Here is an 18715-nt window from a genome sequence, read left to right on the forward strand (position 1 = left end):
TTGCAGTTGCCGCGATCAGGCGGACGGTTCATTCAGATTTTGCTGGGTGACGGAATTGATATAGTCCAGACCGACCGGAACTTTGCCGATCTTCAGAACGGTTTCACCATTGAGGGTTTCAACGCTTGTGGCGATGCCTTCGAAACTATAGTCAACCTGCACCTTGCTGCCCCCGGCTGTTTTGCCGTTCACGACGAGATAATAAACGCCGTCGCTTGCGGCGGCGCCGCTGGATTTTGTGCCATCCCAATGATACTGCTGTGCGCCAGCCGCGGCGCTGTCTTTCGTCTCACTGAAGACGCGCGTACCATTCTGGTCATAGATTTCATAGGTTGTCTCACCGGCGCTGCTGCCGAGGCTGAGATTCCAGCTCGCCTCCCCGCCCTCAAGGGCGGCCACATTCAGGTTTGTCCCGATGGATTTGCCAAGATAGTTGATCATCGTGGCGGACATCATATTTTGCTGTGACATCTGCTGAAGCTGAACCAGTGTTTCCAGATTCTGGTTGGTTGCGATCGCCTGTTCGACATTTGTGAAATTCACCAGTTGATTGGTGAATTCCGTGGTGTCCGTCGGGTTGAGCGGATCCTGATTGGTGAGCTGGGTTGTCAGCAATGTCAGGAAGTCATCAAAATTATTCGCCAGATTTTTTTGTGCGGTTGTGGCCCCGCCATTCTGGGACTGGTTTGCAGAGGTTATTTCCGTCATGGTCATTAACTCACTTTCTGGAAATCAATAAATGTAATCAATTTGTTAGACCTGAATATCGAGATTGCCGTCGTTCCTGCCGCTGCCTGTGTAGGCGGGCAGGGGCGTCTCCGCCCAGATGTCATCGTCCGGCAGGCGATCAGGTGAGGGCTCAAGCCCGGCAAATCCGGCGCCTCTTTCATGTCCTTCGCCACCGTCCTGACGGAGGCTGAAATTCAGGCTGTTGGATCCGGTGTCGAAACCGGCATTCTGAAGGGCGCGTTCAAGACTGCGGGCATCCCGCTGCAACAGATCAAGGGTTTCCTGGCGATCAACCGAAACAGCCGCCAGAAGGCGTCCGTCATGACCGATATCGAGTTTGACTTCAACCCGGCCGAGTTCCGATGGATGCAAACTGATCTTGATACGGTCATGACCTTCCTTGATCGCGCTGCTGATATGGGTTGATAGCTGCTCCGCGACCGGGGCATGAGCGGCGCGGGCCGCATTGGCGGCCTGGCTGGCGTTATTGGCGGCTGTCGCCTCCACATGCTGAATGGCGCCGGTCGGGGCTGTCGGCATTATCTGTGCTGTTGTATCGGGCGTCATGCCTTGCTGCGTGGAGGACGGCGCTGGATGGGTTGTCTGTGGGATCAGGCCGCCCATCTGCATCTGCGCATTGGCGAGTGCGGACGGGGCTGCATTTGGCGTTGCTGCCGGGTTGGCGGCCATACTGGCCGTCACCAGTGTCGTGCTGCTGGCAAGGGTGGACTGAAAGCTTTGCTTCTTGCCTGCATTGGCGGCGAGGCTGCCATTGCCATCGCGCAGCATCTCGGCAATCTTGGCAGAGAGAATGTCTTTTTCGCTCATTTTGGCGGTTGCTTCCGCGCGGACCGTTTCAAGGGCTTTGGGCGGCACTAAATCAGTCGCAACCTCCGCCTTGCCGGATGTGGGCTGGTTTGCTTGCGGGGCGCTTCTCTCGCGATTCCCGGCTGCTGCGGCCTGCATTAATGCGGATTCGGCAGTCTTGGCTTCACCACTCGCGTGTGGTGCTACTTTAGGGTCAGCCGTTGCGCCCGCGTCTTTTGGCGGCTGCGTTGGTAAGAGTGCGCTGGCGCCCGCCTCTTTTTGCGCTAGCGTTGGCACGGGGGCCGCGTCGCCCTGCTTTTTGATCTCAGCCTTTCCCGGATCGGTAATGATGCCTTGCGTCAAGTCGATCTCGGGTTGGGCGTCCGCGGGCATCCCGGTCGGCAGAGCGATGGTTTCCTCATTCCCGTTAGCGGTCTCCACAGGAGAGGGCTCTCCGTCTTTTGTTAACGGATTACCGGTCGTTGCAGCGCCTTTTGTCTCCCCCTTCGGGAGAGCAGGCGAAGGATCGGCCCGCTTGTCATCTTTATCTGTCGGCGCCTCTGCCGTGGTGGTCTTCTCGGAATTAGCGGCACTTTTATCCATCTTCCCGTTGTCTGGCGTTCCATTGGCAGTCGAAGCACCGTCGGCGTTCTTTGCGGACGGCCGCTCTTTTGCGGCGGGGTCCTTCAGGAAGCTGGAAAACCCGTCTTCTCCCGCCTTGGGAACATCCTTGTCCCGGCGGGGTGGCTCGCTTGTCATTCCCAATACTTGACCAACATCCATGACATGTTTCTCGCAATTAATTCTGTCCCGCATCGCGCGGTTTCCTCGGCTGTTATCAAGCAAGGCTCGGGCCAGTTTTTTAAATTTGAGAAAAACGTACTTATATCAATAGGATAAATAAGAATTTCCGAAAACCGGAGAGGGAAAAATCGACCATACGTCACTCAACTTTTTCCGGTTGGACATTTTTTGCCGGGCAGAAACAGCCGTTCCCAGCGCCGTTCTTTAGATGTGTCGTGGAGATTTGTAAAAGCTGGCATCATAATTGCTTGGTATGTGTCAGAAATCTTGTCTGGGCGGCAATCCGTTCGTCCCGATTAAGGGTAGAAGTTATGAAAACTATTGAAAATCAAAGGATTGCAATAATTTTTCCAGTCGCTCCCGGCAGCTGTGGGAAGAGGCTGCCCGGTATCTTTTGCCATGGGGCGGCTGATTTTGCCGCTGCCAACCTTCTCTTTTCATTCGCCCTGGAGCAAATGTCATGAGCCTGAATGCAATTATGAACTCCGGTATCAGCGCCATGTTGACAAACCAGAGCGCGCTTAATGTGACCTCGAGCAATATCGCCAATGTGAATACGGATGGATATGCGCGTAAGACGGTTGATTTCAGTGCGGTTTCAATCAACGGCTTCGGCTCCGGAGTGGAGATTGCCGAAGTCCGGCGCATTACCGATGAGTATATTGCCAAGGAGCTTCGGCTCGCGACGGCCGGTTCCGAGCAATATAAGGCGATGTCAAAGCTGTATGATCAGCTTCAGTCTCTGCTCGGCGATCCGGCCGCAAACAGCTCCCTGACAGGTAAGCTTGATAGCCTTCATTCGGCCTTTGCGGCGTTGACGACGGATCCGACGATGCCCGTTGCCCGGAAGACAGTGCTGAATGAAATTTCAAGTTTCGGGGTTGAGGCGAACCGGCTTCTCAGCCAGATACAAGTGTTGCGAAAAGAGGCGGACAGCCATATTGGACAGGAGATTGAAACCGTCAATAATGCGCTGTTACGTATTCATGAACTGAATATTGAAATCCGCTCCGGGAACCAGAGCAGCCGACCGGTGGGCGATCTGCTCGATCAGCGGGATCAGGCTCTGGCCGAAATTTCAAAGATCATGGATGTCAAAACCTATCCGATGACGGATGGCGCAGTTGCTGTTGTCACCGATACCGGCCATCAGCTTCTCGATTATCAGCCGCGTCAGCTTGTCTATTCTCCGGCGGCATATGTCGGCAGCGATACGATTTTTAATCAGATCACCATTAATAACTATGATGTGGCGACGAAAGAAGTGGCGGCGACGGGGTTGCCGCTGGATTCCGAATTGACAAGCGGGTCTCTGCGCGGCTGGCTTGATATGCGTAATACGGAATTGCCCAATCTCGCCAGTCAGATAGGCGCCCTCTCGGCGGGTGTGGCGGAGCAGCTCAATGCGGTGCATAACGAAAACATCACCGTGCCGCCGCCCGCTGTCATGACGGGGGTGAATTCCGGTGTGCTGGCAACTGATGCACATGGGTTTACAGGGCAGGCGACATTTTACAGCTTTGATGCGAATAATAACGTCCTGGCCTCTCATACCGTCGATTTTGACGACCTGGGAACCAATACGATGGCCGATGTTCTGGCCGAGGTGAATGGAGCGCTGGGTGCGGGGACTCTCTCCCTTGCCAATGGTGTCTTGACTATGTCCGCCCAGGGCGGTGCAGCGGGTATTGGCATTGGGCAGGATGCGGCGAGCCCGTCTGAACGGGGCGGGCGCGGATTTTCGCATTTTTTCGGCATGAATGATCTGGTCCGGGCGGATATTAAAACATCCTTTGCAACGGGAATGTCCGCAGGAGACGCCCATGGATTTAGCGGCACCACGACGCTGGAACTGATGGGGCCAAATGGCGAAAGTCCGGTTTCGATGACGCTCGATTTCGGGGCGATTGGCGGGACGATGGCGGATGTCGTCAATGCCATCAACAGTAATCTTGGTCCCTATGCGACGGCATCGCTCGATGCCAGCGGGGCACTGGTGTTCAGCACAGCCACCGGCTATGCGGGATATCAGATTAACGTTACGGAAAATAGCTCTCTTCGCGGCGCGACAGGCGTCAGCTTTCCGGAAATGTTCGGGGTCGGCCTGCGTTATCCGGCGGACGCCGGACTGGGGTTTACCGTCAATCCGTCGATTGACGCCAATCCACAGCTTCTTGCCACCGCCAGAATTGATCCCGCGGGCACGCCAGCGATCACGGTGGCGGATAACCGGGGGGCGCTCGCGTTTCAGGAACTGGCGACGGCAAGCATTGCCTTTCCGACGATAGGCGGCCTTACGGGTTCCACGGTTTCTCTTGGGGATTATGCTGCACAGATCCTGGCAAAATCCGGGCTGGATGCCGCCCGCGCTGACAGCCTGCATAGTGATCGTTCGGCCCTGGCCACGGAGTTTCAGAGCCGGATGCAGGAAGTGTCCGGCGTCAATATGGATGAGGAACTCGCCAATCTCATTGTTTTTCAGAATGCCTATAACGCGTCCGCGCGCATCATTACGACGGCGCGCGAAATGTATGACATTCTGATCGATCTCGTTTAGGAGAAAAGCCATGACACGCATTTCGACATTTCAGCAGAGTCAGTCTCTCATCAGTGAGATGCTGAAAGCGCAAAGCAATGTTGCGTCAGCCCAGAAACAAGTTTCGACCGGGCATAAAGCGGAATATTACAAGGACATCCATATGGATGTTTCCAGCCTCGCAGGGTCAAAATCCCTTCTCTCGCGTCTGGAGCAGCATGAGGCGAATAACGGCAAGGTGATGAACCGCCTTGCCCTGTATGACCAGTCGCTTGCCGGGATGGAAAATGCGGGAAGCGATGTTCGCGATGCCGTCATGTCGGCGGTTAGTTCCTCCTCGCCGCAGGGATTGACGGCAACGATTGANGGGGCNTTCGAATCGGTGATGAACTTCCTCAATTCGCGTAATACGGAGGGNTATCTCTTCGCCGGTTCCAATGCNGATACNGCGCCGGTCAATATTTCATCGCTTGCAGAATTGCGGGCNGCCGCACAGCCACCGACGGATATTTTCGAGAATAACGACCTGAAGGCAACNGTGCGCATTGATGAAAACCGNACGTTGGAAGTCGGNATGCTGGCCGATGAGATGGGNCTTGAAATCATGACGTCGCTGCAGCGGCTGGCGCTTTGGGCGGATGGNACTGTGCCGACCACNGCGCCNGTGCCGACGGGCCCNTCNAACGGCTTTGCCGCGCCCCTGTCACAGGAAGATCAGGATTTTCTGATCGGTGAAATTGCCAGCCTTGAGACCATGATCGACAANCTNGCCGCCCAGCGCGGTGAAAATGGCCTTAATCAGCGCGCCCTTGAAGATACCACGGAAACGCTGGCNCAGCAGATCACCCAGACCAAGATATTTATCGGTGATATAGAGGATGTAGATCCGGCCGANGCNATCACCAATCTCAACCAGCGCCAGTTNGCGCTGGATATCTCATACAGTGTTCTAAGCTCGATCAACCGGACCAGCCTTCTGAACTTCCTGCAATGATNGCACGGGCAAGAGAGGCCCTTGCATATTGAGTGGCGCACTCTATATTGCCCGCCATGAATTCATTAGGGTTTGACACAGCGCCGGAAGAGACCCGNGTCGTNGTCGCCATGTCCGGCGGCGTCGACAGTTCGGTGACGGCTGCCCTTCTGAAAGATCAGGGNTATGATGTCATCGGCATTACCNTGCAGCTTTATGATCATGGNGTTGCGGTCCAGAAGAAAGGCGCCTGCTGCGCGGGGCAGGATATTCACGATGCCCGCCGTGTGGCCGANGCNATCGGCATTCCCCANTATGTGCTNGATTACGAAAGCCGTTTTCGCGACAGNGTNATGGACGAATTTGCCGACAGCTATCTGCGTGGNGAGACGCCGGTTCCCTGTGTGCGCTGCAATCAGACNGTNAAGTTTCANGATCTTCTNGAAACATCNNNGGATCTGGGGGCNCNGGCNCTGGCGACCGGGCATTATCTCCGCCGCGAGATGGTGGATGGCCGCGCGCGGCTNTANCGGGGGAANAATGCNCTCAAGGACCAGAGTTANTTCCTGTTTGCGACAACNCAGGCNCAGGCGGATTACCTNCGGTTNCCNNTGGGCGATCTNACGAAGGANGAGACNCGCNCNCTNGCGGANAANTATAACCTTGCNGTTGCAGCAAANCCGGAGAGCCAGGANATNTGNTTNGTNCCGAATGGCAATTANGCNAGNGTNATCGANNGNNTGCGNCCCGGNGCNGCNGTTCCNGGNGANATTGNNGATCTNNANGGCNNNATTCTNGGCCGTCATACNGGCATCATCAATTATACCATTGGACAGCGNCGGGGNCTNGGGATTGCAACNGGNGTTCCNCTTTATGTGGTNCGCATNGATCCGGCNCGAAACCGTGTGATNGTNGGTCCGCCNGAGGCATTGCTGGTATCCTGCCTGACACTTCGGGANGTGAACTGGATTGGNGATCNCCCGCTCNATATGGANGGCGTTGAGGTGANGGTNAAGGTNCGCTCGACGCAGGAGCCGTTATCNGCAANGGTTTTCGGGACNGCNGATGGNTGGGCCGAAGTGCATCTTGACNCNCCGGAAGGCGGTGTTTCGGCNGGGCANGCCTGNGTCCTGTATGACGGAGACCGCCTGCTGGGCGGTGGCTGGATTGCCGGAACGGAAGCCCCCGTCAAATTGGCGGANGNCNCATCACAGGCGGTCCTGTAAATATCATTTCCTTGCTTGACAGGACTTTGTAAAAACCCTAAAAACCGGGCTTCGACGGACCTGNCGCTATCAGGGGCNGGNGTCTTCGGAGGCTCCTTAGCTCAGTTGGTTAGAGCGGTGGAATCATAATCCATGTGTCCCCAGTTCGAGTCTGGGAGGAGCCACCATTNCCTTTCATTCATTGTAACGNCATCATGTCGCTGACATCCGGTCCGAACTTGTGCCCGCTGTCGGCNCNGTCTNCTGTCCGGCAGGCGTNNNATTCAATATATCGTTGAATACNGCNATGCGCTTTGCTAGGTTTTACTTNCAAACATGCTGCAATGGCATGGANAATAATAANAACAGGACNNCNTTCTCATGANCATAAAAGGTAAAGCTTATATCGCAGGTGCCTATGAGCATCCGACGCGAAAAGCNGATGGAAAATCGCTGGCGCAGCTTCATGCCGAAGTGGCCAAGGGGGCGNTGGATGACGCCGGNCTNACCAAGGANGATGTNGACGGCTATTTTTGCGCAGGCGACGCGCCGGGNCTNGGNGGCCTTTCCATGATNGATTATATGGGGCTGAAGCTCCGNTATATGGATACGACGGAAACNGGCGGNTCCTCCTANATGGTGCATGTCGCCCATGCGGCGCGCGCGATTGCCGATGGCAANTGCCGGGTCGCGCTCATCACTCTCGCGGGACGGCCGCGCGCCNCAGGCGAGGCGACGGGTACGAAGCCGCGCAATTATGGAAATGATTCNCCCGATGTTGCNTTTGANCTGCCGTTCGGGCCGACCATCGTCAACAGCTATGCCATGTGCGCCCGCCGNCATATGTATGAGTTTGGCACCACNAGCGAGCAACTCGCCTGGATCAAGGTNGCCGCTTCTCACCACGCCCAGCATAACCCGCANGCGATGCTCNGGAAGGTCGTTACGGTTGAGGATGTGGTGAACTCTCCNATGATTGCCGATCCGCTGCATCGCCTTGACTGTTGCGTCATCAGTGACGGGGGCGGGGCGCTGGTCGTTGTCGCGCCNGAAGTCGCGAAGGAGCTGAAGCGCCCCATGGTCCGGATNATCGGNNCNGGNGAAGCGCCNAAGCATCAGATGGGNGGNCGGGTTGATCTCACCTATTCCGCGGCGGCGGCCTCCGGTCCTGTGGCCTTTGCCGAAGCAGGCGTGAAGCCGACGGATATCAAATATGCCTCCGTCTATGACAGCTTTACGATTACCGTTCTGATTCAGCTTGAGGATCTCGGCTTCTGCGCCAAAGGAGAGGGCGGAAAGTTCGTTGCCGACGGCAACCTCATCTCCGGCGTCGGTAAACTACCGTTCAATACGGATGGCGGCGGCCTTTGCAACAATCATCCGGGCAATCGTGGCGGCATGACCAAGGTCATCGAAGCGGTGCGCCAACTGCGCGGAGAGGCGCATCCGGCCGTGCAGGTGCCCAACTGCGACCTCGCCCTTGCCCATGGCACCGGCGGTAATCTTGCAACCCGTCACGCGGGCGGCACACTCATCCTCGAAAGGGCCTGATAATGAGCGCAACAAGAACAATTCCCGCCCCTCATATCGAGGAAGAAACACGCCCATTCTGGGATGGCCTGAAAGAGGGAGCGCTGCGCGTTAAATTCTGCAACAGCTGCAACTCTTTCCATCATTATCCGCGGTCCATCTGCCCGCATTGTGGCAGTGACGATACTGTCTATAAGGACAGCAACGGGCGGGGCCATATCTATTCTTTTAGTGTCTTCCGGGCGGCGCCAATTCCGTACGCCATCGCATATGTAACGCTTGAGGGGACCGATATTTCCCTGATGACCAATATCGTCAATTGTGATTTCGATACGTTGGCGGTCGGGCAGGCGGTAAAGGTATGCTTCGTTGAGACCGAGGACGGCGGGGCGCCTGTCGCCATGTTTGAACCAGCCTGAACATGCATCCATTTCAATTCATAATAACAGAACAAGAGGAAATCCATGTTTAACCCCATGTCAATGGAAGGCCGCAACATCGTCGTTACCGGCGCAAGTCAGGGTGTTGGCGAAGCAGCGGCGGAAATGGTCGTCAAGCTTGGCGGGCGGGCCATTCTGGTGGACGTTCAGGGCGACAAGCTGGAAGCGGTGGCGGACAAGCTGGGCGAAGGTAATGCCGAGGTACATGTTGGCAGCGTGGCCGATCCGGGCTTCGTTCAGGATATGGTCAATAAGTCGGTTGCCTCCAGCGGCGCCATCCACGGGCTCGTCAACAATGCTGGTATCGTCCGGGCGGCCATGATCAACAAAATGCCGATCGAGACATGGCAGCAGGTGATCGATGTCAATCTCAGCGGCGTGTTTTACTGTCTTCAGGCGGTCGGCCGTCATATGATCGAGCGTTCAAAGGACGGGGACAAGAACCCCGGGGCGATTGTCAATATTTCCTCGATTGCCGGACGGCGCGGAACGATCGGTCAGATCAACTACGGCGCGGCAAAGGCTGGTGTGCTCGGCATTACCATGAGTGCGGCGAAAGAATGGGGCCGCTATGGTATCCGCGTCAACAGCGCCTGCTTCGGCATTGTCGCAACGGAAATGACGGAAACCATCCGATCCGAGAAATTCCGCGAGACTTATATGCAGCAGGTTGTCTTGCAGCGCTTTTCCACACCGGAAGAGGTGGTGCAGGGTGTTTGCTTCCTGCTGTCCGACGCTTCCAGCTATGTCACCGGTCAGCATCTGACGATTGACGGTGGATCTCATATCGGCTTCTGATCGGCTTTACTGCGGGCGAGGGGTGCCGGTCCGGTCGCCTTCGCCTGCATACTCATAAATTAAATACTGACCGGTTTTTTGTGTCCGGATTACCGGCAGTCCTTCCTGATCACTGGCCAGCAGATAGCGGATTATTTCCGCTTTCTCGGTCCTTCCCGATGCGTCGCGCTCGATGATCAACGCGCCGTCCCGGGTGAATGCCTCCTCATAACCATGGCCTGAACGTTCCCAGCCTGTGAGGTTTCCCTCTGCATCATATCGGTAATCATCGCGCCAATGACGCCTTGCGAACACCTGCGGGTCTATGTATTTCCCCGCCGTTTCCGGTCCGTCATGCTCTATTGATATAATGCGGCCGGCTCCGTCATAGCTGCGGCTTTGATTGGCTGGATAGAGAAAATTGATGAAGGCGGGGGCTGAATAATGATGGCCGTTATGCACAAAGACGCCGATCTCGACGCGGTTGGTCATCAGATCGGGCCGTTCCGGCGCGGGAAACGCGTCATGCCAGGGGACGCTGATCTCGACTATGCTGCCGTCGCTCTTCTGGGGGGTAATCCTGATCCGGTCTTTGTCACCGCGCAGCACAACCCAGTGATAGGATAACGTCTGGTCTGCGGGTTTTTCGGTCTGGAGCGCACTCACCGTCATCGTTTTTCGATAACGGGTCGAACGGATCGCCCGTGTGATCAGACCCGGTGTGTTGTGCAAAGTTTCACTTCTGAAGCGACTGAAGTCGTCGATGCCGTTCAGAGGTTCGCTTTCCTCCAGAACCTCGAGCATGACCATGGGTGGGATTTGCGGGATTTTGAGCGCCTGCGCAGCCTCAATCATGCGGGCTAAGTCGATATTTGCCGCATCAAATACCGGCGGATGTGCCTTGTAGCTGAGATAGTCATCCGCATTTTTTACAGATGCTTGCCCTGCGCGGAACAGCATCTGAACAGTTGGGGTGATCAGATTGTTTGCAACAAGATATGCTTTCACTTCCGGACGGAAGGCGGCGAGAATGCTGGCTATGGCCTTCAGAAACGGTTGATCCGATCCGGATTTCCCCAAAGAAACAATCATATAGGGGGAATTTGCCGTCAGGATATCGCCCTGCTGCGGATCATAATCCGTCACCGCCGGATAGATGTAGAGATGATTACGGATATATTGCAGAAACAGGCTGCCGATGGCCGATGATTCGGTCAGCGCCAGCCGGGCCTGACTGCGCCAGAAGGGGCCGCCCGTGACCGCCGTTGAAGAATTACCAAAAGTAACCGCATTAAACAGAATGCCGTCATTCAGGCCATAATCAATGCCTGCTTCCTGCGCATTTTCGTCGTAACGGGTGAATGAAAGCTGTGGAAAATCGGCTCTTTTAAGGGATGAATGCTGATGATCGCGATTGTCATAAAGATCGCCGATATTGCCTGCGGCGCGGCCATCCTTGAACCAGCGATTAAGGATGCGGGCAATCGGATCGTCCCCCCGCTGTACGATGGGGTTGCGGTTGTCGGGCGGCAGGTCAAACTGGCTCAGTAGATTGTGAAAACGTGGTAGCCAGATGGTATTGCCGGGAGTGACCAGCGCAGTCCCATTTTCGATTTTTGCCGGAACGGGTTTCGATATCCTGCTGTCAGGGGGGCTGCTTTGACGGTTCAGGATACGTTCGACAAGATCTGTGAAGGCAGCTTCGCTACGGATGGCATCCAGATTTGTATCCCGTTGCAGCAACTCCGCATCTTGAAAGCCGAAATCGATGGCTCTCGACAAGGCTGCAAGCGCTTCAGTCTTTTTCCCGCGCACGGAAAGGATCGTCGTCAGGATATAGTAATTCTGCGGTTGGCCGGGAAAGCGGGCGGTCACTTCCCGCATGGCCTGTTCCGCTTCATGGAACCGCCCCTCGTTCAGTTGCCGGAAGACATGGCCAAGCGCCTTGGCCATGGCGGATGATTCGAACACATTAAAGGACGGCGGCTCTGATAATGCGGATGTTTCCTCCGACGCACCGAGAGACGGAGTGTGAAAAAAGAGAGCGAGCAGCGCCGTCAGGACAATCGGTTTGGCATAACGGCGCATCGCGTTGGATCAGGCAGAGGTCAGAATATGAATGACGCGCTTGTCCAGCAGGTCTTTTGTTTTGGCGCCATAGGCTTTCATGTGGGCAGAAGCGGCATGGGCCATCAGGTCGTCCATGGTTTCCCATTTTTCAATGACGGCGAAGCTGTCTTCGCCAAGTTTGGCCTGGAAACCGCCAACGCCTTCCATATCAACGACGGCGTTATATTCGATGCACCCCTTTTCGGCATGAACGGCAGGAACATTGGCCTTGAAGGCGGCAAGAACTTCCCCCCGTTTGCCCGGTTTTGCTGTGATATGGGCGATTACATTAACTGTCATATTTTCTTCCCTTTTTTAATGTTTGTTGATTTCCGCATAATTCTACAGCATAGCTTGGGGCAAAGGCCATTATTAATCGCGTCCATTCTTCCGGATGACAAATACAGGGGTGGTTTGATGAATACGAGACTGTTTCATATTGCCGGAATGATGACCGTTTGCGTTTTTTTGGCGCTGCCCGCAAATGCAGAAAACTGGCGCGGGACGGGATGCAGCGGGGTTGTCGAGACGGAGCTCGCAAAGTTGCAGCTCTCAGACCTTGGAAAACAGAGTGTCAGCTATATCGTCTCCCGCGAGGGCTCTGCCGAGACGGACAGTTCGGAGGCATTGAATGGCTGGGTCAGCTTTGAAAACTGCAAGGGCAATCTGGTTATTCAGCTTTCAAAAAGCTGTAATATCGCGCAGGTTTACATGCTCGGCAACTGCCGCGCCGACGGTATTCACCATTATTAATCAATCAGCTTGCCGTCACACTCTGTTGTGGGGGCGGGATGCATCTCGATCTGATGTGTGAAGCCAATGCCGTCGCTGACGGTCAGGCTTGTGAAATCCAGCAAGGTGAGCAGGTCGAGAAAAGTCAGCTCTTCGGGGGCGCCGCTTTCTTCAAATATGGGGGTTGTCCGCGCATTGTTTGTGAGGTCGGCAAGCAGCGCCCGCACACGATAGATCGAATTGAGATAACCGTCCCGTTTGGCAACAATGATCAGCTTTCGCGCCTCCCCTCCTTTGACAAAGATCGAGTAGGGAACTTCGTAAGGGGCGCTGCCCGCCCCTTCCTTCACGCCGATCACAAAGCCGACGCGTTTTCGCCTGTCCATATCGGCTAACACGGGGACCCGCGCGCAGTAGGTCTCGATATCCGCAGGTGCCGGATAATAATATCCGATATAGCGATCATCCTTGGCGGCGACGGGCTGGGCGGGCGCCAGCCAGAATAGCAGCAGTAAACCCGCACAGCCGAATATTCCGAATTTCATCGAGTGATCCCCATTATAACGTCACGGGGATCAGAATATTTGTAAAGCACTCCCAAGAGCAACCGGAAAGGCAGGAACTGATGCGGTTTCAGGCCGCGAGATGTGACTTGTTCCATTCTTTCAGCATGGCTTTTGCCTCTTTTTCGGCAACCTCCGGAGCCGGAGTCTTTTCCGGGATTTTGGTCGTCAATTCGATGACATAGCCATTCGGGTCGCGGAAATAGATGGACTGGATGAAATGATGATCGGCAATGCCGCGGGTTTCAATCCCGGCCTCCTTGCCTTTGGCAAACATTTTGTGCAGCGTATCCATATCGACTTCAAGAGCGATATGCAGATCATAATCATGCTGGTCCTTGAACTCAAATGGCTGATCTGGCGCTTCAAAGAAAGCAAGGAAAGAGCCGTCGTCCATCCGGTAGAAAGTGTGCAACACCTCCGTCTCGCGCCCCGTTTTAGTTTCGCGAATTGTCAGGGCATCGGCCAGAGGCAGGCCCAGAAAATCCTCGTAAAACTTCCTGGTTTCTTCCGAGCTCCGGCATCGGTAGGCATTGTGGTGAAGTCCCTTGATCATGATATTCCTCAATGATTATGCGCCCCTTTTTCCTATGTCTTTTATTTGGGAAAAGATTGCCGGAAAGCAACCCTCCGCTTTGGGAGGTGCCTTGGCCAGGTCAGTGAAGGGGCCGTTGTTATCCGGTTTCCGGCTGCCGCAGCTTGAAACGCTGGATTTTCCCCGTCGCCGTTTTCGGCAACTCTTCTACGAACTCGATCCATCGTGGGTACTTGAATGGGGCAAGACGATCTTTCACGAACTGTTTCAGCTCGTCGGCGAGCTCGGCTTGGTCTATGTCTGTTTGCCGCGGGACAATGACAGCTTTTGGCTTGATCAAATTGTCCGCATCGGCCTTGCCGATCACGGCGACTTCCAGAACGGCGTCATGCTCGATCAGGGCGGCTTCGACCTCGAAGGGGGAGACGTAAATACCGCCGACTTTCAGCATGTCATCAGTCCGCCCGCAATAGATATAATAGCCGTCCTCATCCATGCGGTATTTGTCCCCGGCACGGGTCCAGGGGCCCTGGAAAGTTTCCAGGCTTTTCTCCCGCCGGTTCCAGTACATCAATCCGCTGGAAGGACCGGAGATTTCAAGCGCCCCCATTTCACCGGGGGCAACGGGCAGGCCGTCATCCCCGGTCAGACGGATGTTATACCCCGTCACCGGTTTTCCTGTGGATCCGGGACGGACGTCTCCGGGGCGGTTGGAAATGAAAATATGCAGCATCTCCGTACTGCCGATACCATCGAGAATATCGACGCCGACCTGCTTTTGCCAGCGGGCAAGCAGTTCCGCGGGCAACGCCTCCCCGGCAGAGGTGCAGAAGCGGAGCGAATGCTCCCCCGGCTTCGGCAACAGCCCGCTTGCGAGCAGCATTCCGAATAGCGTCGGCACTCCGTAAAAAATGGTTGGGGCCTGCGTTTTCAGAATGCTGCTGACTTCATCCGCCGTTGGCGGACCTTCCAGCAGGATGGTTGTCGCCCCGACGGAAAGGGGGAAGGTCAGGCCATTGCCAAGGCCATAGGCGAAAAACAGCTTGGCGGCGGAGAACATGATGTCATTTTCCCGGACGGCGATCGTATCCCTGGCATAAAAATCAGCGGTGGCGCGCAGATTGCCATGCAGATGCACGGTGCCTTTGGGCATCCCGGTCGTGCCGGAGGTATATAGCCAGAAACACATATCATCGCGGGTTGTGTGGGCCGCAGTGAAATCGGCCGACTGTTCTTTCAGCAGGGAAGCAAGGGCCTGATGGTCCCCGTCCTCAGGTCCGCCGGAAACCATAACCGTTGCAAGGTTCGGATGACCCTTTAGGTGAGGCGCAAAGGCGGGAAGAAGGGCATGGGAGACAATCAGGGCCGCGGCACGGCTGTCTTGCAGGATAAAAGCATATTCCTTGGGGGTCAGGCGGGTATTAACGGGCACGGGGACAATCCCCGCCTTGATGGCGCCCAGAAAGCAGATCGGAAAATCAAATGTATCGTTGAGACACAGAATAACCCGTTGCTCTGCCTTGAGACCAATCTGCGTCAGGGCATTCGCCGCTCTGTTGACCTGATCGCTGAGTTCCTGATAGCTGTGCGGGCCTGTGCTGTCTATATAGGCCGTTTTCCCGCCGCGGCCTGCGGCTAGATTATGATCAATCAGATCAACTGCGGCATTGAAATAGTCGCCGCTCTCCTTGCTCATAGTCATCGCATCCTCCCCATGCTGATTGACCCGCCGCCACTGTATTTGCTGTTAAGCGGAATATGTCTGTCCGGTCAATTTCCTATTCAATGAGCAGCCCTGTTTTACTGCAGTTCCTTCAGTTCTTCCAGCCATGCCTCCGCCCATTCGCCGGCCATATCTTCTGGCAGTTCGCCGGTGGAGGCGTCATGGCGCTTGATTTCGCCAATGCGCGTTGCGCCGAATTTTCGCAAGGCTGCATCGAACAGGTTCCCTGCATTGCAGAATGTTTGATGATAACTGATATCGCCGAGGGCGAAAATGCCATAGTGCAGCCCCGCCAGATCAGGGCCGAGACTGTCCAGATGATCGAGAAAAGCCTGCCCGTTATCGGGTACATCCCCCTGCCCATAGGTCGAAGTGCAGATGATATAGGTCGCGCCTTTTTGCAGCACGGCGGCGTCGATATTATCTGTCAGCAGGATTTCAGCTCCCATTCCCTTGCTGTTCAGGGTTTCCGCGATTTCTTCCGCCACCAGCTCCGCGGTTCCTGTCATGGTGCTGACAAGGATTTTGATCTGATCGGTCAAACGGGTTCTCTCCGAAAATACTATTCACTTGCCGGAATAGGAAATATAATGCATTTTGTCCAGTGATAAATTGATTGGAGCGGGAAAAGTATAGATGAGCCGGTCGGGGATTGAAAGGGTACGAAAAGAGGCGGGTGACGCTGACGGTTTTCTGGCGGCGGTCGGCGCGGCTGTGCGGGCGGCGCGGGCGCAGCGCGGAATGACCCGGAAAATTCTCGCACGTGATTCGGGCGTATCGGAGCGATATCTGGCCAAGCTGGAAACGGGGGACGGCAACGCCTCCCTGCTGGTTCTGCGGGATATAGCGGGCGCCATGGATATCCCGTTGCATGATCTGATTGCGGGGGAGGAAAGCCATCCGGCCTGTCGCGAAATTTTGGCGTTGGCCAGAGGGTTATCGCCGGAGAGCCTTGCTCGTCTGGCGGTGGAGCTGAAAGAGCGTTTCGCGGGTGAAACGGGGGCAGACAAGGGTTGCCGGTTTTCTCTGATCGGATTGCGGGGTGCGGGTAAATCCACGCTCGGGCCCTTACTTGCAGAACGGCTCGGTTTCGGATTTGTCGAGCTGAACCGACGGGTGGAAAAGGCGTTCGGGGCGGGCCTTGATGAAATTTTCTCACTTGGCGGACAGCCGTCCTTCCGGCGGCTGGAGCGACGCTGTCTGGCTGAAATTATCGCAAAAGAGGATCGTGTCGTGATCGCGACCGGCGGGAGCATTGTTGCGGATGAGGAGACTTTGTCGCTTCTTCTGCGGCGCACGCATGTCATCTGGCTGCAGGCAAGGCCGGAGGAACATATGGCGCGGGTGGTGGCGCAGGGTGATATGCGGCCGATGGCCGGAAACCGGGAGGCAATGGCCGACCTCAAGCAGATACTGGCAGCCCGTACGTCCCTTTACAGCAGGGCGGACGCCTTCTGCGACACATCCGGGCAGACGGTGGAGGTCAGCCTCGATCGCCTCACAGGCGTGGCGCAGGGGTTGCTGGCGTCAACGGCAAAGTAATTCGCTTGACATGCATTAAAGTGCATTTTAGTTCTTGTTGGTATTGTGAAGACAGGACCCGAGCCATGATAACCTATGACCGGCACCCGGACACATATCGCCATTGGCGGCTTGCTGTCGAGGGAGATATCGCGACGCTGACCTTGAGTGTAGATGAAGACGGGGGGCTTGTGCCCGGCTATCAGCTCAAGCTTAACTCATACGATCTGGGCGTTGACATCGAACTGAACGATGCATTGCAGCGTATCCGCTTTGAACATCCCAAGGTCCGTACGGTCATCATGACAAGCGGGCTGGACCGGATGTTCTGCGCCGGCGCCAATATATACATGCTGGGCACGTCCTCTCATGGCTGGAAGGTGAATTTCTGCAAATTCACCAATGAGACCCGCAACAGTATGGAGGACAGCAGCCGTCACTCTGGCTTACGCTTCCTCGCAGCCTGCAACGGGACAACAGCGGGGGGTGGGTATGAGCTTGCCCTTGCCTGTGACGAGATCATCCTGATTGATGATCGGTCCAGCGCTGTCAGCCTTCCCGAAGTGCCGCTTCTCGGCGTGCTGCCGGGCACGGGCGGACTGACCCGCCTGACCGACAAGCGGAAAGTCCGCCATGATCTCGCGGATGTATTCTGCACCAATCCGGATGGTGTGCGCGGGGAGCGGGCGAAGGAGTGGCGTCTGGTGGATGAGGTTGTGCCGCGCAATTCATTCGATGAACGTGTCGCCGAACGGGCACGGGAACTGGCGGCGACAAGCGCCCGACCCACGCAGGCGACTGGTATTTCACTCACTCCTCTGGATCGGGAAATAGATGACGTTGGTTACCATTACCGTTATGTGGATGTTTCGCTGCATGAAGAAGAGGGGTATGCCGCTTTGACGGTACGGGGCCCAACGGGAGCAACACCCGGAACCCTTCATGATATTCATTTGGCGGGGGCGGATTGGTGGCCGCTTGCCATGGCGCGAGAACTGGATGATGCTATCCTGATGCTGCGGACAAATAATGAGGATATTGGTACGATCCTGCTCAGGACGGCAGGGGAGATTGACCCGGTTCTGAAGATGGATGAGTTGCTTGTGGCGCATGCGGATGACTGGTTCGTCAAGGAGGTGATTGGAATGCTGCGCCGGACGTTGGCGCGTCTCGATGTTTCCTCGCGCAGTCTGTTTGCGCTTATCGAAGAAGATTCCTGCTTTGCCGGCACCCTCTATGAACTCGCGCTGGCGGCGGACCGCATCTATATGCTCGATCTGCCGGACGAAGAGGGCGCGCCGCCACATATTGCGCTTAGCCCTTTGAATTTTGGCTCTTTTGAATCCGTGAATGGAAAAACGCGCCTGTCCCGCCGTTTTTATGAGGATGAGGTTCTGCTTAACACCCTGCGTCAGCAGGTGGGGGTCGAAATAGGGGCCGTAGAGGCGGAGGAGAAGGGTCTCGTCACCTTTATCCCTGATGATATCGACTGGGAGGATGAAATCCGTCTCCTGATTGAGGAGCGGGCCAGCCTGTCGCCGGATGCGCTGACGGGGCTGGAAGCGAACCTTCGCTTTGGCGGAACGGAAACGGCGGCAACAAAGATATTCGGGCGCTTGTCAGCCTGGCAGAACTGGATATTCAACCGTCCCAACGCGGTTGGCGAAAAGGGCGCACTCAAGCTGTTCGGAAGTGGCAGCAAGGCGGAATTCGACAGAAGGAGGGTATAGT

At 55.8% G+C, this 18715-nt stretch carries 17 protein-coding genes, 1 tRNA gene and 1 pseudogene; 11 read left to right on the forward strand and 8 right to left on the reverse strand.

The genetic code is table 11. The features are described from left to right. Positions 1-15: 15 nt before the first annotated feature. Together CMN55_RS00650 and CMN55_RS00655 are read right to left on the reverse strand one after the other, a co-directional pair. Positions 16-708, reverse strand: a complete 693-nt coding sequence (locus CMN55_RS00650; RefSeq protein WP_293947579.1) for a flagellar hook assembly protein FlgD — start codon at positions 706-708, stop codon at positions 16-18. A 45-nt stretch (positions 709-753) separates the two neighbouring features. Beyond that, a complete protein-coding gene (locus tag CMN55_RS00655; RefSeq protein ID WP_293947580.1) occupies positions 754-2352 on the reverse strand; it encodes a flagellar hook-length control protein FliK in 1599 nt (532 codons plus the stop codon). Positions 2353-2651: 299 nt separating this feature from the next. Between CMN55_RS00655 and CMN55_RS00660 the strand changes: the two genes are divergently transcribed. From CMN55_RS00660 to CMN55_RS00690, 8 genes and pseudogenes are all read left to right on the forward strand, one after another. Then, positions 2652-2804: a hypothetical protein gene (locus CMN55_RS00660; RefSeq protein WP_293947581.1), complete on the forward strand. Its 153-nt coding sequence runs from the start codon at positions 2652-2654 to the stop codon at positions 2802-2804. Continuing rightward, positions 2801-4897 carry a flagellar hook-associated protein FlgK gene (gene flgK, locus CMN55_RS00665; protein ID WP_293947582.1) on the forward strand — a complete coding sequence of 699 codons (2097 nt, stop codon included), beginning with the start codon at positions 2801-2803 and terminating at the stop codon, positions 4895-4897. The genes CMN55_RS00660 and flgK overlap by 4 nt, the downstream gene beginning before the upstream one ends. Before the next feature lie 733 nt (positions 4898-5630). Next, positions 5631-5870, forward strand: a complete 240-nt coding sequence (locus tag CMN55_RS17415) for a flagellin (RefSeq protein ID WP_459253629.1) — start codon at positions 5631-5633, stop codon at positions 5868-5870. 56 nt (positions 5871-5926) lie between these two features. Then, positions 5927-7075 (forward strand): annotated as a pseudogene (mnmA, locus tag CMN55_RS16915) (tRNA 2-thiouridine(34) synthase MnmA). A gap of 90 nt (positions 7076-7165) precedes the next feature. Continuing rightward, a tRNA-Met gene (locus tag CMN55_RS00675) sits at positions 7166-7242 on the forward strand. Positions 7243-7435: 193 nt separating this feature from the next. Continuing rightward, the gene (locus CMN55_RS00680; protein ID WP_293947585.1) at positions 7436-8605 is read left to right on the forward strand and encodes a thiolase domain-containing protein; all 1170 of its coding nucleotides are present in this window, start codon (positions 7436-7438) and stop codon (positions 8603-8605) included. Between the two features lie 2 nt (positions 8606-8607). Then, positions 8608-9003: a Zn-ribbon domain-containing OB-fold protein gene (locus CMN55_RS00685; RefSeq protein ID WP_293947586.1), complete on the forward strand. Its 396-nt coding sequence runs from the start codon at positions 8608-8610 to the stop codon at positions 9001-9003. A gap of 45 nt (positions 9004-9048) precedes the next feature. After that, positions 9049-9822 (forward strand): SDR family NAD(P)-dependent oxidoreductase, encoded by a 774-nt coding sequence (locus CMN55_RS00690; RefSeq protein WP_293947587.1) that lies wholly within the window; start codon positions 9049-9051, stop codon positions 9820-9822. Between the two features lie 6 nt (positions 9823-9828). On the opposite strand, the gene CMN55_RS00695 is transcribed toward CMN55_RS00690, so the two are convergent. Then, on the reverse strand, positions 9829-11889 hold the full coding sequence (locus CMN55_RS00695; RefSeq protein WP_293947588.1) for a tetratricopeptide repeat protein: 2061 nt from the start codon (positions 11887-11889) through the stop codon (positions 9829-9831). A gap of 9 nt (positions 11890-11898) precedes the next feature. Beyond that, positions 11899-12210, reverse strand: coding sequence for a putative quinol monooxygenase (locus CMN55_RS00700; protein ID WP_293947590.1), 312 nt, complete (start codon positions 12208-12210; stop codon positions 11899-11901). 117 nt (positions 12211-12327) lie between these two features. On the opposite strand from CMN55_RS00700, the gene CMN55_RS00705 reads away from it, so the two are divergent. Continuing rightward, positions 12328-12663: a hypothetical protein gene (locus tag CMN55_RS00705; protein ID WP_293947591.1), complete on the forward strand. Its 336-nt coding sequence runs from the start codon at positions 12328-12330 to the stop codon at positions 12661-12663. Here the strand turns inward: CMN55_RS00705 and CMN55_RS00710 are convergent. The 4 genes from CMN55_RS00710 to CMN55_RS00725 form a co-directional block, all read right to left on the reverse strand. Next, positions 12660-13187, reverse strand: a complete 528-nt coding sequence (locus CMN55_RS00710; RefSeq protein ID WP_293947592.1) for a hypothetical protein — start codon at positions 13185-13187, stop codon at positions 12660-12662. The genes CMN55_RS00705 and CMN55_RS00710 overlap by 4 nt on opposite strands. A gap of 88 nt (positions 13188-13275) precedes the next feature. After that, a complete protein-coding gene (locus CMN55_RS00715; RefSeq protein ID WP_293947594.1) occupies positions 13276-13761 on the reverse strand; it encodes a VOC family protein in 486 nt (161 codons plus the stop codon). A 118-nt stretch (positions 13762-13879) separates the two neighbouring features. After that, positions 13880-15442 carry a benzoate-CoA ligase family protein gene (locus tag CMN55_RS00720; RefSeq protein ID WP_293947595.1) on the reverse strand — a complete coding sequence of 521 codons (1563 nt, stop codon included), beginning with the start codon at positions 15440-15442 and terminating at the stop codon, positions 13880-13882. A gap of 98 nt (positions 15443-15540) precedes the next feature. Continuing rightward, positions 15541-16005: a flavodoxin domain-containing protein gene (locus CMN55_RS00725; RefSeq protein WP_293947596.1), complete on the reverse strand. Its 465-nt coding sequence runs from the start codon at positions 16003-16005 to the stop codon at positions 15541-15543. Between the two features lie 94 nt (positions 16006-16099). Between CMN55_RS00725 and CMN55_RS00730 the strand changes: the two genes are divergently transcribed. Together CMN55_RS00730 and boxC are read left to right on the forward strand one after the other, a co-directional pair. Next, entirely contained in the window at positions 16100-17005 is a 906-nt protein-coding gene (locus CMN55_RS00730) for a helix-turn-helix transcriptional regulator (protein ID WP_293947597.1), read from the forward strand. Between the two features lie 65 nt (positions 17006-17070). Beyond that, positions 17071-18714, forward strand: a complete 1644-nt coding sequence (gene boxC, locus CMN55_RS00735) for a 2,3-epoxybenzoyl-CoA dihydrolase (RefSeq protein WP_293947598.1) — start codon at positions 17071-17073, stop codon at positions 18712-18714. The last annotated feature ends 1 nt before the right edge of the window (position 18715 follow it).

Origin of the sequence: Sneathiella sp. (assembly GCF_002694385.1) — a bacterium.
Classification (GTDB): domain Bacteria; phylum Pseudomonadota; class Alphaproteobacteria; order Sneathiellales; family Sneathiellaceae; genus Sneathiella.

Coding starts and splice junctions, on each gene's coding strand:
- CMN55_RS00690 (WP_293947587.1), top strand. CDS start 9,049: ATGTTTAACCCCATGTCAATGGAAGGCCGCAACATCGTCGTTACCGGC.
- CMN55_RS00720 (WP_293947595.1), bottom strand. CDS start 15,442: ATGACTATGAGCAAGGAGAGCGGCGACTATTTCAATGCCGCAGTTGAT.
- flgK (WP_293947582.1), top strand. CDS start 2,801: ATGAGCCTGAATGCAATTATGAACTCCGGTATCAGCGCCATGTTGACA.
- boxC (WP_293947598.1), top strand. CDS start 17,071: ATGATAACCTATGACCGGCACCCGGACACATATCGCCATTGGCGGCTT.
- CMN55_RS00730 (WP_293947597.1), top strand. CDS start 16,100: ATGAGCCGGTCGGGGATTGAAAGGGTACGAAAAGAGGCGGGTGACGCT.
- CMN55_RS00705 (WP_293947591.1), top strand. CDS start 12,328: ATGAATACGAGACTGTTTCATATTGCCGGAATGATGACCGTTTGCGTT.
- CMN55_RS00655 (WP_293947580.1), bottom strand. CDS start 2,352: ATGCGGGACAGAATTAATTGCGAGAAACATGTCATGGATGTTGGTCAA.
- CMN55_RS00650 (WP_293947579.1), bottom strand. CDS start 708: ATGACGGAAATAACCTCTGCAAACCAGTCCCAGAATGGCGGGGCCACA.
- CMN55_RS00685 (WP_293947586.1), top strand. CDS start 8,608: ATGAGCGCAACAAGAACAATTCCCGCCCCTCATATCGAGGAAGAAACA.
- CMN55_RS00695 (WP_293947588.1), bottom strand. CDS start 11,889: ATGCGCCGTTATGCCAAACCGATTGTCCTGACGGCGCTGCTCGCTCTC.
- CMN55_RS00660 (WP_293947581.1), top strand. CDS start 2,652: ATGAAAACTATTGAAAATCAAAGGATTGCAATAATTTTTCCAGTCGCT.
- CMN55_RS00710 (WP_293947592.1), bottom strand. CDS start 13,187: ATGAAATTCGGAATATTCGGCTGTGCGGGTTTACTGCTGCTATTCTGG.
- CMN55_RS00715 (WP_293947594.1), bottom strand. CDS start 13,761: ATGATCAAGGGACTTCACCACAATGCCTACCGATGCCGGAGCTCGGAA.
- CMN55_RS00700 (WP_293947590.1), bottom strand. CDS start 12,210: ATGACAGTTAATGTAATCGCCCATATCACAGCAAAACCGGGCAAACGG.